Source organism: Exiguobacterium sp. R-17 (genome assembly GCF_049913315.1).
GTDB lineage: Bacteria > Bacillota > Bacilli > Exiguobacteriales > Exiguobacteriaceae > Exiguobacterium_A.
Genome location: NZ_CP184372.1, coordinates 1063587 through 1078053, shown reverse-complemented (window position 1 = coordinate 1078053; position 14467 = coordinate 1063587). Strand labels below are relative to the sequence as shown.

Annotated in this window: 13 protein-coding genes and 1 other annotated feature; of the genes, 4 read left to right on the top strand and 9 right to left on the bottom strand. The window is 48.3% G+C overall.

The window, feature by feature from the left end:
• Positions 1-20: 20 nt before the first annotated feature.
• A complete protein-coding gene (locus tag ACN9MT_RS05550) occupies positions 21-1211 on the bottom strand; it encodes a helix-turn-helix domain-containing protein (RefSeq protein ID WP_426272933.1) in 1191 nt (396 codons plus the stop codon).
• Positions 1212-1331: 120 nt separating this feature from the next.
• Here ACN9MT_RS05550 and ACN9MT_RS05545 point away from each other — a divergent pair, with 120 nt between their 5' ends.
• Positions 1332-2600: an MFS transporter gene (locus ACN9MT_RS05545; RefSeq protein ID WP_426272932.1), complete on the top strand. Its 1269-nt coding sequence runs from the start codon at positions 1332-1334 to the stop codon at positions 2598-2600.
• Between the two features lie 19 nt (positions 2601-2619).
• Here the strand turns inward: ACN9MT_RS05545 and ACN9MT_RS05540 are convergent, their stop codons facing one another.
• A complete protein-coding gene (locus tag ACN9MT_RS05540) occupies positions 2620-3630 on the bottom strand; it encodes an LLM class flavin-dependent oxidoreductase (protein WP_023467737.1) in 1011 nt (336 codons plus the stop codon).
• Between the two features lie 163 nt (positions 3631-3793).
• Here ACN9MT_RS05540 and ACN9MT_RS05535 point away from each other — a divergent pair, with 163 nt between their 5' ends.
• The 3 genes from ACN9MT_RS05535 (at position 3794) to ACN9MT_RS05525 (ending at position 5658) form a co-directional block, all read left to right on the top strand.
• Positions 3794-4279: a pyridoxamine 5'-phosphate oxidase family protein gene (locus tag ACN9MT_RS05535; RefSeq protein ID WP_035408773.1), complete on the top strand. Its 486-nt coding sequence runs from the start codon at positions 3794-3796 to the stop codon at positions 4277-4279.
• 117 nt (positions 4280-4396) lie between these two features.
• A complete protein-coding gene (locus tag ACN9MT_RS05530; RefSeq protein ID WP_035408776.1) occupies positions 4397-5365 on the top strand; it encodes a cation diffusion facilitator family transporter in 969 nt (322 codons plus the stop codon).
• A complete protein-coding gene (locus ACN9MT_RS05525) occupies positions 5362-5658 on the top strand; it encodes an MGMT family protein (RefSeq protein WP_056060490.1) in 297 nt (98 codons plus the stop codon). The genes ACN9MT_RS05530 and ACN9MT_RS05525 overlap by 4 nt, the downstream gene beginning before the upstream one ends.
• A 60-nt stretch (positions 5659-5718) precedes the next feature.
• Here the strand turns inward: ACN9MT_RS05525 and ACN9MT_RS05520 are convergent, their stop codons facing one another.
• The 7 genes from ACN9MT_RS05520 to ACN9MT_RS05490 all read right to left on the bottom strand — a co-directional run bounded on the left by ACN9MT_RS05520 (position 5719) and on the right by ACN9MT_RS05490 (position 14266).
• On the bottom strand, positions 5719-6249 hold the full coding sequence (locus ACN9MT_RS05520) for a hypothetical protein (protein ID WP_426272931.1): 531 nt from the start codon (positions 6247-6249) through the stop codon (positions 5719-5721).
• 51 nt (positions 6250-6300) lie between these two features.
• The gene (locus tag ACN9MT_RS05515; protein ID WP_426272930.1) at positions 6301-7950 is read right to left on the bottom strand and encodes an aromatic amino acid hydroxylase; all 1650 of its coding nucleotides are present in this window, start codon (positions 7948-7950) and stop codon (positions 6301-6303) included.
• A 60-nt stretch (positions 7951-8010) separates the two neighbouring features.
• Positions 8011-8215 (bottom strand) — a binding site (T-box leader).
• Between the two features lie 70 nt (positions 8216-8285).
• Positions 8286-9431: an FUSC family protein gene (locus tag ACN9MT_RS05510; protein WP_035408788.1), complete on the bottom strand. Its 1146-nt coding sequence runs from the start codon at positions 9429-9431 to the stop codon at positions 8286-8288.
• A gap of 107 nt (positions 9432-9538) precedes the next feature.
• The gene (locus tag ACN9MT_RS05505; RefSeq protein WP_035408791.1) at positions 9539-11473 is read right to left on the bottom strand and encodes a PTS fructose transporter subunit IIABC; all 1935 of its coding nucleotides are present in this window, start codon (positions 11471-11473) and stop codon (positions 9539-9541) included.
• A 17-nt stretch (positions 11474-11490) separates the two neighbouring features.
• Entirely contained in the window at positions 11491-12411 is a 921-nt protein-coding gene (gene pfkB / locus ACN9MT_RS05500) for a 1-phosphofructokinase (protein WP_195865443.1), read from the bottom strand.
• Positions 12408-13154 carry a DeoR/GlpR family DNA-binding transcription regulator gene (locus ACN9MT_RS05495; RefSeq protein WP_035408796.1) on the bottom strand — a complete coding sequence of 249 codons (747 nt, stop codon included), beginning with the start codon at positions 13152-13154 and terminating at the stop codon, positions 12408-12410. The genes pfkB and ACN9MT_RS05495 overlap by 4 nt, the downstream gene beginning before the upstream one ends.
• A 287-nt stretch (positions 13155-13441) precedes the next feature.
• Entirely contained in the window at positions 13442-14266 is an 825-nt protein-coding gene (locus ACN9MT_RS05490; RefSeq protein WP_035408799.1) for a fumarylacetoacetate hydrolase family protein, read from the bottom strand.
• Positions 14267-14467 lie beyond the last annotated feature (201 nt).

The following is a 14467-nucleotide window of genomic DNA, read 5'->3' as shown; positions in this document are numbered from 1 at the left end:
GCTTCATGCCTGTTTTTTCGTCATTGAACATTAACCAATGCTTGTATCTCTCGCTCAAGATCGCCTTTGAGCCGTTCACTTTGAAGGTCATCCTTCAATCGTAAAACATCCTCCAGTCGTTCCTGACCAATCCCTCGTTGCATCGCCAGTACGAGCGTCTGTAACATCATCGCTTGGTCGAATCCACTCGCAGCAAGCCAGGCATCTTGCATCTCCCATATCTTATCGACGCTCTGCTGCAGCGTCTGATTCGGTAATTCGATGCCATTGACAAGGAGATGGACTTCGAGTTGTCCGATGTAATGTTTCGCGTCATCGATCGCCACAGTGACGAGTTTTTCCCACGCCATTTGCATGCCGTCCGTATCGTTTTCAAAAATCGCGATGAGTCCTTTCGTCAAATCGACTTCGATTCGTCCGACGGCAGTCGTTTCACTAAATGCAAAAAACTGCTCCAATCGATCAAACTCTTGCCGTGATTGTTCGATTTCCCCTTCTAGATATAAAAACAATCCGAGGAAACGTTGAAACGAAATGACATGATAATAGACATCTTGCTCCCGCATATACTGAACCCCTTCACGCAATAAGGCGATCGCTTCTGTATAGTGATCATCGAACAAACTTGCTCGGAGCGCACGCAAGATTTGGAAATTTAAATAGGTTTTTGGCGCAAGTGGAATCTCGCGTGGGACGTCCATAATTTCAATCAGCTCATACGCTTCCTTTGTCCGTTTGAGATTGAATAAAAAATAGACTTTCGAGATCTGAACGAGCAACTGCTCATCTTGACGACCGAGCTGTTGAAAAATCCGCTCTGCTTTCTCATAATATATCAAACCAAGCTCCGGGTCAGACGCTCGGAGGGCATCGCCGTATTTATGATAGACCTGCCCTTGCCAATAGGAAGTCGTTTCCGGAACCAAGTAAGGTTCTAGAAGTTCCTGAATTTTTTCGTCTGAAAAATATGGGGTATGCCGCGAACGGATTGTTTCGATGAGTTCCCGCATCTGAACATCGCGTGGATCGAGCATTAATTCTTCGACTGTCACCTGTAATCGCCTAGCAATCGCCTGTAATGCGGGCACAGACGGTGTCGCTTTGCCGTTCTCGACCATACTGAGCATTGACTTCGTGATGATGCCGGTCGCAACGTCCGTTTGCGTCATTTTTTTCTGTTTTCGGATCTGTTTGATACGTTCCCCTAACACACTGGTCACTCCTTTTATCATAAAAGTTAAATTATATTGAACTTTATCTTTACATTTTTCTTCCACTCCTTTATTCTACACTAAAGTTCAATAAAATTTAACTCTGAAGGAGTGAACAGGATGTCATTTAATTTAAAGCGTGTCTTATTCGGAAAGTTTTGTTCATTATTCGCAGCTAGTCTCTTTACGTTCGTCGCCGGACTGACCGTCTTACGGGAAACGTCGTCTGGTTTTCAGTTTGCGCTCGTCCTGCTTGCAGGATCAGTGCCACGGATTTTGCTCTCACCGATTGCTGGTGTCCTTGCTGATCGCTGGAATCGGAAACGCATCATCGTCACGACCGAGAGTCTAAGTGCACTCGTCTTATTTGGACTCTTGCTCTATTCGCTACAAGCCCCTCTACATACCGTTCATTACATCATCGCTAGTGTCCTTTTGACGAGCCTGTCGACGTTCCTGTCCGTTACCTTATCAAGCTCGTTACCGCGACTCGTACAAGAAGAGGAGTTACAACGCGGGAACGCACTCTTCTCGACGATTCAATCGATCTCAACGATCACTGCTCCACTCGTTGCGGGACTGCTTATCGCCACTGTCTCCATCACGCAATTCTTGATCTTACCGTTTCTCTTGTTTGCTTCTGCTGCCTGGTGGAATAGCCGCCTCCGCTTTCTTGCAGTCGATACCTCTTCTTCAGCTATTACCGATACTCCATCCTTTGTCTCGGAGTTTAAAGAAGGCTATCGCTATCTGTTCCGTCAACCGGTATTGACGACACTCGTCCTGATGGCGATCGTCCTGAACTTCTTTTTTGTCGCTTTCGAAATCTTGTTACCGATCGTTTTGCTCGATCGACTGCAATTCACGCCATTTCGGTTTGGATTAGTCGAGTCCGCACTAGGTGCTGGTCTTCTTGTCGCTTCGTTGCTTCTTGCCTTACCTCGCTTTACCGTGAAACGTCCGTTACGGACGATATTCGAGTCGCTCTTTTTGATCGCCTCTTGTTATGCGCTTCCTGCACTTGCTTTACTCGGCTACGTTCCCTCTGCTCTACTACTACCCTTTTTCATGATTCTATTGTTCATCGACGGCATGCTCGTCTTACGGATGAACATTCCACTTCAGCTCATCGTTCAAAAACAGACCGATCCAGCTTACCTCGGGCGTGTCATCGGTGTTCTGGAATCGATCGCAATGGCGATGATGCCGATTGGTACCCTATTGTTTGGTTTACTCAGTGATCATGTATCTATCATCGTGCTACTTGGAGTCGGTACAGTCGGCTTATTCGGTGCAGCATCATTCGGATTCCTCCGACTTCGTAAAGACATCTTATCCGAGAGCATTCCTGTAGCAGACGCAAAAAACACGTCCTCCCTCACTTCGTGAGAAAGGACGTGCGTATAAATCAGACTGTCGCTTTGACAGCGTCCATGATTAATTTTAATGATTGTTGTTTTGCTTCCTTGTCAGCAATCATCGAAGCGATCATTACTTCGTCTGTGCCATAAGAATCGGCAAGCTCTTGTAATTGTTTTGCAACGGATTCCGGGTTACCGACGATCATCCGTTTCCGATTTTCAGCAATCCGGAACTGATCTTGGAACGTATACGGATACGCTGCTGCTTCTTCCGGTGTCGGCGTTCCTGTTGACGAGACCCCTTTTTCGAGTAAGAGCAGAGATAAATCAAGGCTTGACGCCAAACGTTCTGCTTCTTCCGTCGTTTCGGCACATGTCACGAAGATCGAAACGAGTGTTTGTGGTGTCTCATTAAACGACGTCGCCATGAAATTATGACGATAGTAATCCATTACTTCCTGACCACCCTGTCCATTGATGAAGTGGGCAAATGCAAATCCGAATCCGCGTTGTGCGGCGTTCAAGGCACTACCACCACTTGATCCGAGCAACCAGCCTTCTGGTGTCGTATCGACTTCTGGTGTGGCGACGAGTCCCGCGAACCGGTGTCCGGCAGGTGCCCCGTCTTTCAGGTAGTCGACGAGATCATCAAGTTGCTCACCATAATCAGCTCCACCAAACCGTGGCGACGAACCTTCTTGTAACGCACGCGTCGCAAGCGGCATACCACCTGGTGCCCGACCGAGACCGAGATCAATCCGGTTCGGAGCAAGTCCTTCGAGGACACGGAAGTTCTCCGCAACTTTGTAGGCACTGTAATGTGGCAACATGACACCGCCTGAACCAAGGCGAATCTGTTTTGTCACGGCTGCCATATACGCGATCAAGACTTCCGGACTCGAACCGGCTAGTGTTTTTGCAAAGTGGTGCTCGGATACCCACAGGCGATGATAACCGAGTTCGTCCGCGATTTTTGCGAGCTCGACCGTTTCGTGTAAGGCATCAGATGGGGATTGTCCTTTAGAGACCGGGGATTGGTCTAAAATACTAAGTTTCATATATGTCTCTCCTTTTTCTTTCGAATGCGTACTTACACTGTACGCCTCCTCGTTGTACCGTGCAACGAAACTGCTTCTTTCTGTCATGGGGACGTTTTTATTTTAAAATTCAGGGAACAATCCTTACGTGAGCATAAAAATCTAACGAATGAGGTGGAGCTACATGTCAACGCATACTACGAATCAAGAAGCAGTCGAAACGGTCAAGAAACTGATCGATAAAATCGAGACAGCGATGCTGACGACGATTGCAGCAGAAGGACTCGTATCGCGTCCGATGCAAACGCAGGATATTGAATTTGATGGTGACCTCTGGTTCCTCACTTCAAAAGAAACGGACAAGTATCAAGAATTACTTAAGAATCCGAGTGTTAACGTCGCGTACGTCGACAAATCATACGTCTCGATTCGTGGGACAGCAGAACTCGTCGAAGACATCGAACGAAAAAAAGAGCTCTGGAGCCCACGTTACGAAGCATATCTTGGAACGACATACGAAGATCCGAAAGTCGTCTTGATCAAGGTCAACACGGAAGCTGCTGAGTACTGGGAAACAGGAAACACGACAAAGTCCGTCAAACAAGTCTTAAAGAAAGTCGTCGGCAAAGACGATGAGAACGAAATCAATAAAACAGTCGACTTATCTTGACGAGTTAAACCCGCGCAGCTTGCGTGGGTTTTTTCATGTGAAGATAGTCGTTTTTCTCAAAATGATGTAACATAATAAAATGAACTAATACGTAACTTAACTAAAAGGAGTACAATCATGGGAGAATTTTTTACGTTATTACGCCGGGGTAACCGGTCTGCGTTGACGGCAGGCATCGTCAACTCTATCATCGCCATCATCAAGGCAATTGCCTACGTCCTGACGGGAAATGTCGCGATGTTCGCGGAGATGATGCATACGCTCGGGGATGCTGCCAATCAATTTTTCGTCTTCATCGGTTCTGCCCTCAGTAAAAAAGCACCAACGAAACGGTTCCCGAATGGCTTTGGTCGTCTCGTCAATCTCGTCTTGTTAGGCGCAATCCTCTTTGTCGGCATCATGGCCTACGAAACGATTCATGAAGGGATTGCCCACATCATCGAACCGACAGAATCGACAGGCTTCTGGATCACGTTATCCGTTTTATTCGCAGGGGTCGTCTTAGAAAGTGGTGTGTTCTTTAAAGCAATGCAGGAAATCGCGCATGATGCGAAATTGGACTCAAAAGGACCACGCCTCATCCTCGACAGCTTCCGGTCACTGAAGCAAGCAAAACCAGCGACACGCCTTGTGTTCCTTGAAGACTTAGTCGCAACGGCTGGCGGAATCGTCGCGATGATCGCCGTCATCATCTCACATGTGACACCGTTTCATCAGGCAGAAGGAATTGCTTCGATCCTGATCGGGCTGATGATGTTTTACGTCGTCGGAAACGTCTTCTTGCAAAACGCAGCTGGTGCACTTGGTGAAGCCGATGAGACGATGGCAGCACGTCTCGGCGGACTGATCATGAAAGACCCAGACGTCAAAGACATTAGTAAACTGGAAGTTATTAAAGAAGGCGATCATTTCCACGTCGAAGTTGAAATCGAAGTTGATCCGACGTTGACGATCGCTCAAGCAGACGACATCAAGGACCGCCTTGAACTGCAGATCCGTTTGCAACAAGGCATCATCGATGTGACGATCGGCTTTGACGAAGACGATAAGATTCAACAGTATGTCGTCGCTTCTGACGAGTCATGACACCGTTCACGCAAGATGTCCTGACCATCATCCGTTCAATCCCTGCTGGTCGGGTCATGACGTACGGGCAAGTCGCTCGACTCGCCGGTCATCCGCGTAGCGCACGACAAGTGGCGCGGATTCTTCACAGCATGAGTACGACGGAACGTCTACCGTGGCACCGCGTCCTTGCTGCTGGCGGAAAACTATCGTTCGAAGGCGATGAACAACGGCTAGCACTTGAAGCAGAAGGTGTCGAGTTCCTTACAATCCGTCAACTCGATTTATCGCGTTATCAAGTAAGAAGTGAATAGATGAAAAATAGAGGGATGACCGGTGTATGTACCAGTCATCCCTCTTTTTGTTGTTTTGAATCAAGCTTTTGACATACTCGAAGCCGCAGCAATTTGTCGACGTACTTCTGCTTCAAGCTGTGGTTCCGGTGGTTGCCAGTCTTCTGGTTTCATGACCTTTTGGTCAGATTCCCGGAAGATTGGTTTTCCGTCCGGTCCAAGCTTCGCCATATTGGCACGTTGAACGATCTCGAACAATGGAGCCGGATCAAGACCGATCTCAACAAAGCTTCCCATGATGAAGTAGAGCGCGTCCGTCAAGGCATCCCCTTGTCCGACGAGTCGTTCGACGTCCGTTTCGGGTTGTTTCATCTGGAGCGATTTTTCGACCGCTGTATCAAGCACTGACTTGAAACGTTCGATCGCATCGAGGAACTCTGCTTCACTCGTCGCCGTTTGATGCAAGAACTCAACGACCGCTTCTTCCGCCGTCCAAGTCGAGCGTTTGATTCCACGCTCAACCGTCATAGGTGTTGGCGTCGTTGCGCCAGGATGTGAAAACACACGGTGAAATTCCTTTACGTCTTGATAATAATTTGTCATACCGATCATCCCCTTTTACCGAATGTCTCCATTCTAACAGGTTCAGAACCGGAGTTCGACTCATTGATGAACGACGTCGAGTAAAGCCATTCCACGTGTGATCAATTCATCTCGCTGCTCAGACGTCGCTTTTAAGCGTTCGAGATCAGCGACCAGACGTGGTTGGTCGACTTCATCCGCTAACTCAAGTAATTCGAGGCGGAGTAACCAAGCGTCCGGTAACTGGACGAGTGTCTGGTCGATCAGTTGCGGTAACCGTTCCCGACCGGCACGTCCTTCACGAATCTCGCGGACGACTTCGAAGATCGGATCAGCCGCTGTCAGCGGACGTTCGATTCGTTCGAACTCGACCGTTTCCGGAATCGGCTTCAGTGCTTCAACTTCCGTTCCCGGGAATGCTGACGTGATATCACCGACGATCAATTCCATCCGATCCATCGTCATCGTTTTCCCGTCGTTCGAGAGCGTTGCTGCTTCTAAGACGACGAGTGCCCGGTGACCATTGACGTTTTGAATTGCTGTGATGTCACCTGTGACGTGAACATTTCCTTCCGCCCAGTCGAGACGTTCACCGACTTTGACTTGCATCAATACTTCGTTCAATTCCTTGCCGTGAAGGAGTGTAAAGCCTTTCGGATGATCTGCAAGTCCTTGACCCGTCAACACTTCACCGTTTGCAGCCAACGCTGTCGGTCCAGTCAGTTTGACGATATGCAGCGAATCGTGAATTTCTTGCGTTTCAGGAACACCGACGAGTGAGAGACCGCTGTCGAAGACGAGCGTTGACAGGTTGCCTGATTCAACGGCTTTCGTCAGTCCGTGGATGCCACCGCGAATGTAGGACATCGATTGAGCGAATTCTTCGAGTGCGTCGCGGAGTTGTTCAAACGATTCACAGACGAAGAGTTCTTTTTGCATGCTCGTCACGTCATGTTTCGTCGCAAGTGCTTTCTTAAGCGAGAATGGATGTTTAACGACCGCGTCCGTCAAACAATGGCGACTTTCACCGACTGATGATAGAAGACCTGCCCCGTAGATTTGTGGGTTGTCGATATCACCGATCAGACCGAATTCAACCGTCCACCAGAACAGACGTGAGATTTCGTTCGCTTCCGAAATCCCTTTGACGTGTGTCCGTGTCTCCGCAAGCTCAATTTCAGCTTGCTCGATATCGGCTGGCGTCGAGAATGGACTCTCTTTGACGATCGTCAATTTCTTGAGTGCCTTGAATACGTCATGCTCGGCTTTATGGTTAAAGGCATGTGCCCCGATCTCACCGAAGCGACGAACGAATTCCGCGTAGACCGGATTCATCAGGATCGGTGCATGCCCCGCTGCTTCGTGCAGAATATCCGGTGCTGGTGTGTAGAGAATGTTATCGACCTTCCGGATGTCGGTTGCAATCGGTAATAAACCATGTCCTTGGAAATCGAAGAAGGCGACGCCAGGAATGAGACCATCGACAGCGACTGTTCCCCAGCCTCCACGGCTTAGATTCGCTGTCATCTCACGTACATCTGGAATCCGTTCCGGGCTGATGCCCGATGCAGCAAGACCTTCGAGGTATGCTGGATGTGCTGTATCTTGTAACGTATTTAAATTCAGTCGCATGACGTATCTCCAAACGGCATGATCCGTTGGCGTGTAGTCTTCGTAGTGCTGTGGTGCGACATGTGGACGTAAGTGACTTGGAATGATTGGTGTAGACATATGAGTTCCCCCTTGAATGAATGTAAGATAACAAAAAAGCCCCTGCCGAACGTATCGTTCGACAGGGGCGACGAAAGCCGCGGTACCACCCTGATTACCCAGTCATCAACTGAGTCACTCATGATTGGGATAACGGTTTGCTCCGCTCGCTTACGCAAGAAGCTCAGAAACTGTAATTCAACACCATCTGTGTACACGTTCGCAGCGCCACGTGCTCTCTGAAACAGGGAGATGGTCTTTACTTCGGTTTCATCATCGCTTAATCTTTCGTTCTGTTATGCTGTTATACTGTTATGCTTTTAGCAAGTAAAGTATCGTTAAGGAGGACTATACGCTTACTTTTTACTTTCGTCAATGGCTTTTTTACGTTTAAATCGATTAAATGTTTTATCACGGACTGATTTTTGTTCGATCGTCAATGATGTGATATGGCGACGAAGCCCACCATTGAGGCGTTTTTCAAAGGATTCGAGTTCTTGTATCCACTCATTCATCGAGACGACGATCGGTAAAATTTCCATGATGACTTCTTCCTCGAGTTCATCACGGTCGAGAAAAGAGTGCTTGACGAAGGCAATGTTCTCTTTGACGAGATCCTCCATCGCGAGCGGCTCTTCCGTCAACAGGAGATCGTATGTCAGCAAGACTTTCTCTTGTCGCTGGGCGATATGCATCAAATGATAGAACAGTTCACTTCGAAGATCGTCTGCAATCGAATCAAGTGCCTTCTCTCGTTCTCTGAAGCGCTCTGCCGTCGCGACGCCACGTTCGAGGCACGATTGCATATGTTTGAGGATCAGCAGGTTCCGTAGAAGCGAGGCATGCTTCTGACGCGTTCCTCTAATTTCTTCCTTGTGTAGGTTGAACAGGTTTTGTGTCTCAAGGAGCGAACGTCCCATCTTATCGATTGCTGCCCGATATGGGGTGACCTTGCCTTCAAAGGCAATTGCTCGCGTGACGACGAGTAGTTTCTCAAAGAGTTTCGTCGCTTTCTGGTAATAGACATTGCCGTAACGTGGCGGGAAAATTAACGCATTGATGCCGAGTGCACAACCAATCCCGAGCATGACGAGCAAGTAGCGGATCAAAACGACTTGCCAAAGTGGTTCGGTCGCAGTCGCGACACTTTCGAGAATGACGATGATCATCAAGACGACGTGTGGAATCGTCCGCCCGAAACCAAAAGCTAGCAAAATCGAAATTGCTGCCATGATGACGATCCCGATCGCAAGCGGATTCGCCGGATTATCGCCTAAAATCCAAAGTGCGAGTAACGTCAAAAAGGCACCAATCAAGTTGGCCTCTGCTTCTTCGAGAAATTGTTTCCATGTCTGATAGACCGAAGGCAGGAGTGTCGTCGCTGCCGAGATCGCAGGCAGGATTGGGCTGAGGTTGAACAGGTTACTGATCAACAGCGCCAAGATGACCGCGAGACCTGTCTTAATGGTCCGTGGTCCGATTTGTAAGGATTGTCCACCCATGTCCATCCCTCCTTCTTATTCAGTATGCCCTCTATTCTTCACCGTTAGCCGTCAAAATTCAACAAAAAATCCCCTCCGCTTAAAAACGGAGAGGAGATTTAGGTGAATTATGATGCTTTCGTACCTGTTCCTTCTGTCATTTCCGCTTTCGCGACCGATTGGTCAACAAGCGGTTTTTTGAGGAAGGATAGGATTGCCGCACCGACGAGTGAACCGATGAGGATCGCACCCGCGTAACCGACGATTGCCATGACCGTACCTGATGGACCATCAAGTAACGGGAAGACGAAGATACCGCCGTGTGGTGCAGGGAGCAAGACGCCGAAGACGATCGTCAACGCACCAGCGATCGCTGAACCGATGACGCTTGACGGAATGACGCGCAGTGGATCGGCTGCAGCGAATGGAATCGCACCTTCAGTGACGAACGATGCGCCCATTGCGTAAGCGGCGATACCTGCTTCACGTTCTTGCGGCGTGAATTTCTTACGTGCGAACAATGTGGATGAGAAGGCAACGATGAGTGGTGGAACCATACCACCTGCCATGACAGCTGCCATGACTTCCGTGTTACCTGCTGTAAGAGCAGCTGTACCGAAAACGTATGCTGTTTTGTTGATTGGACCACCCATGTCGATTGCCATCATCGCTGCGACGAGCATACCGAGGAGGATTGCGTTTCCACCACTGAGTCCGTTCAATGAATCTGTGAGCCATGTCATGAACTTCGCAATCGGCTCATTGATGACGAGCAACATGATCATTCCTGTGATGAATGAACCAAACAGAGGATAGAGCAAGACTGGTTTGATTCCTTCAAGTGCTGCTGGAAGACCTTTGAATACTTTAACAAGCAAGAGTACGACGTACCCGGCAAGGAAACCGGCAATCAATCCGCCGAGGAAACCAGCGTTACCGTTGCTTGCAAGGAAACCAGCGATTAGACCAGGAGCAAGACCTGGTTTATCAGCGATCGACATCGCGATAAATCCAGCGAGGATCGGAATCAAGAGACCGAACGCGGCTTTCCCGATCGTCATCAATTGCGCAGCGAATTCATTGTACGATGGATCTTTTGGGTTCGCAGAGTTGATACCCCAGAAGAAGCTGATTGCGATCAAGAGACCACCTGCAACGACGAGTGGCAACATCGCGGATACCCCACTCATCAAATGTTTGTAGAATCCGCCACGAGCTGGTTTTGAGCTTTCGCTTGAACCGCTCGCTTTGTAGACAGGTGCATCCTGTTTGACGGCACGGTTGATCAATTCTTGTGGTTTCCGAATTCCTTGTGCAACTGGTACTTCAACTACGTGTTTCCCGTTGAAACGATCCATCTCAACTGCTTTATCCGCTGCGACGATGATGGCTGTCGCATCGTTGATGTCTTGTTGTGTCAAACCGTTCTTGACGCCTGTCGATCCGTTCGTCTCGACTTTGATACGGACACCCATCTCTTCCGCTTTTTGACGAAGGGCATCAGCTGCCATATACGTGTGTGCGATTCCTGTCGGACAAGCTGTGACGGCAAGGATATATGGTGCGTCTTGATCGACGTTGTCGCTTGAGACGTCAACTGGACCTTCTTCTTCGCGTTCCTTCGCTTCGATTGCTGCGATGACTTCGTCTTTCGTTTTAGCCGCAAGGATCGTATCGCGGAAGTTCATATCCATTAAATAAACGGATAGTTTCGAGAGTGTTTCAAGGTGTGCATTATCTGCGTTCTCACCCGCCGCAATCATGAAGAACAACCGACTTGGTTGACCATCGAGTGCTTCGTAGTCAACGCCTGCCGAACGCCCGAAAGCGATTGCTGGTGTTTTGACCGCTGCTGTTTTTGCGTGTGGGATGGCAATGCCTTCTCCTAAACCTGTCGTACTTTGCGCTTCCCGTGCGAGAATTGCTTCTTTATATGCCGAACGATCGTTTAGTTTTCCTGCCCGATCGAGGACGTTGACGAGTTCATCGATGACAGCGGCTTTAGATGACGCTTGTAAATCGAGTTGAATCGTATCACGTGTCAAGAGATCAGTAATTTTCATGAGTAGTCACACTCCTTTTAGGATTGAATGAGTTCAACGACGTTGACGTCTTTGATGAGACGATCGATATCTTCTTTCGTACAAAGACCGAAGGAATAAGCAGACGCGCTGCCAGTCGTTACCGCATAGCGGAACGCTTCTTCTGGTGATTTGCCGAGCGCGTGGCTGGCGACGAATCCAGCGACGAGTGAATCTCCGGCACCGACGGAATTGACGAGCTTTCCTGCCGGTGTGTTTGCCGTGTAGGCACCTTGACGATTGACGAGCAGTGCTCCGTCTCCTGCAAATGAGATGACGACATTCTCGGCACCACGCTCGACGAGCTGTTGCGCGTATGGAACGGCCATCTCCTTCGACGTAATCTCGACGTCGAAAATTTCACCGAGTTCATGGTGATTCGGCTTGATTAAAAATGGACCGAGCGGTAAGACTTCAAGCATCGCTTCCTTCGTCGTATCGACGGCGAAGCGGACGTTCCGTTCATTCAAGATCGTCGCGATATGACGATAGAGATCATGCGGTAGACTGCTTGGGATACTGCCTGCGAAGACGACGATGTCACCGGCTTGCATCGTCTTGAATCGGGATAATAAATGCTCCAGCTCTTCCGGTTGAATCTTCGGTCCCGCTGCATTCAGCTCAGATTCTTGATCGGCACGAATCTTTACGTTGATCCGCGTCTCATCTTGAATCGGTGTGAAGTCCGTTAACACGCCTCGTTTCTCGAGTTCCGTCCGGATGAATTGTCCAGTACTTCCTCCAAGGAATCCGAGTGCTTGTGTTTCTACCTCATAGTTTTTTAGGACGAGAGAGACGTTGATTCCTTTCCCTCCGGCCACTTTTTCCGCCTGTTCGACACGATTGACTTGTCCTGCCTCAAATACCGGTAACGTGACATAATAGTCGATTGATGGGTTGAGTGTCAGTGTATAAATCATTTCGCGTTCACCACCTCTGTGTATTGACTGTATTTCGCTGCTTGCTCACTGGATGTCGTCGTGATGATCGTCGCCGCTTGCAAGGACGCCACCCGACTGAAGCTGATCGCATCCAGCTTCGTCTCATCGACGAGTACATACGATTGTTTTGCTAATTCGATCGCTGTCTTCTTTACGAGTGCCTCTTCCGGATCTGGTGTCGTGAAGCCTTGTGCCGGATGAACACCGTTCATCCCAAGGAACGCGACATCAAAATGGTAAATCAACATTCCTTCACGTGCGTTGTAACCGACGAGTGCCTGCGTTGAATGCTTGAGTTGCCCTCCGACGACGAACGTCGGGATACGGTGATAGAGTAACGTGTTCGCTAGAGGAAGACTGTTCGTTACGACCGTAATCGCCTTCTCTTCGAGATACGGAACGATGGCAAGCGTCGTCGTTCCGGCATCGAGATAGACATACATACCGTCTTCAATCAGGTCGGCAGCCGCTCGCGCGATCCGTTCCTTCTCTTCGACATGCTGATCACTCTTCTCGAAGTAACTCAGTTCTTCAATTTGCAAATGGTTTGCTGTTGCTCCCCCGTGCACTCGACGCAGGTGACCTGCTGTCTCGAGTTGTGATAAATCCCGACGAATCGTGGATTCACTCGCACCGGTTTGTTCGACGATCTTTTGCATCTTGACGACTTCTTCTCGGGCTAAAAGCTCAAGGATGAGTTGATGGCGTTTTTTGGTTAACATAAGGTTTCCCTCCGCATCTTTAATATAAAGCGTTTACATATAAAAATCAATCAAAAACGTTCAAAATTTATATAAATTCTTTATAAAACGTTCAAAATACGACTTTTTTCGACATGAAACCGTTCTTATAGTTTCATTATACATCAAAAACGGTCATTTTATGACTGTTTTATTTTTTGAAATCAATCATTTTTTAAATTTTTGACGATTTTCACAAAATAAAAAACCACTTTCCAAAGTAATTTGGAAAGCGGTGAATGCAATTCAATCAATTCGGTCATCTTCGTTCACTGGACTTCATTTTGTAAACGACCGATTCCTTCAATCGATACTTCGACGACATCCCCTGTCTGAAGGTAGACCGGTGGTTTCATACCATGTCCGACACCAGCTGGAGTTCCTGTCGCGATGACATCTCCGGCTTCAAGTGTCATCCCACGTGACACTTCCACTAAAATCGTTACGACGTCACGCAACATTAAGGCGGTTGATCCTGACTGTCGGAGTTGCCCGTTCACACGTGTCTCGACGAGGACGTCACTTGGATCAAAGCTATCCGCTGAGACGATGACCGGTCCAAACGGACAGAACCCATCGAGTGATTTACCACGGAAGAACTGGACGTGTTCTTTTTGTAAATCCCGTGCCGTCACGTCATTGACAATACTGTAGCCAAACACATGATCAAGCGCATTTTCTGGTGTCAGATCACGCCCCGTCTTGCCGATGATGATGGCGAGTTCTCCTTCATAATCCAGTTGCTTCGTCAAATCCGCATGCCGTTCGATTGGTTCGAACGGACCGACGATCGACGTCGGTGCTTTCGTGAACAAGACGAATTTCCCTGCTCCCGCCGTATCCATCTCTTTGATATGATCAGCATAGTTCTTGCCGACGCAAATGACATTTCGTGCTGGTACATACGGTGCGAGTTGTCGCACATCCCCTTTAAGTAGTGGTGCGATATCTAAATCAAGATCAACATCAAACTCACGTGAAATCACTTCAAGCAATGAATCGGTGTAGACTTGCCCTGTTACATCATATGTAGTGCCCTGTTGTTCAACCCCGATGCCAACTTTTCCATCTTGCTCAAATCGAAACCATTTCATCTTAAATGCCCCCTTTATTTTTAGTATAGCGAAACGGATAACCCGTCGCACCTAACCTCTTCAGCCTATATTCAGTCCTAAAATCATTTTACTATTATTTTCAAAGATAGAGCACCATCTATACATGTTACTCAATCGTTCCTCGATCTTGTTGTTCGTTTTATCTGGTGAAAAATTATGAAATCATCCGTTATAAATAGT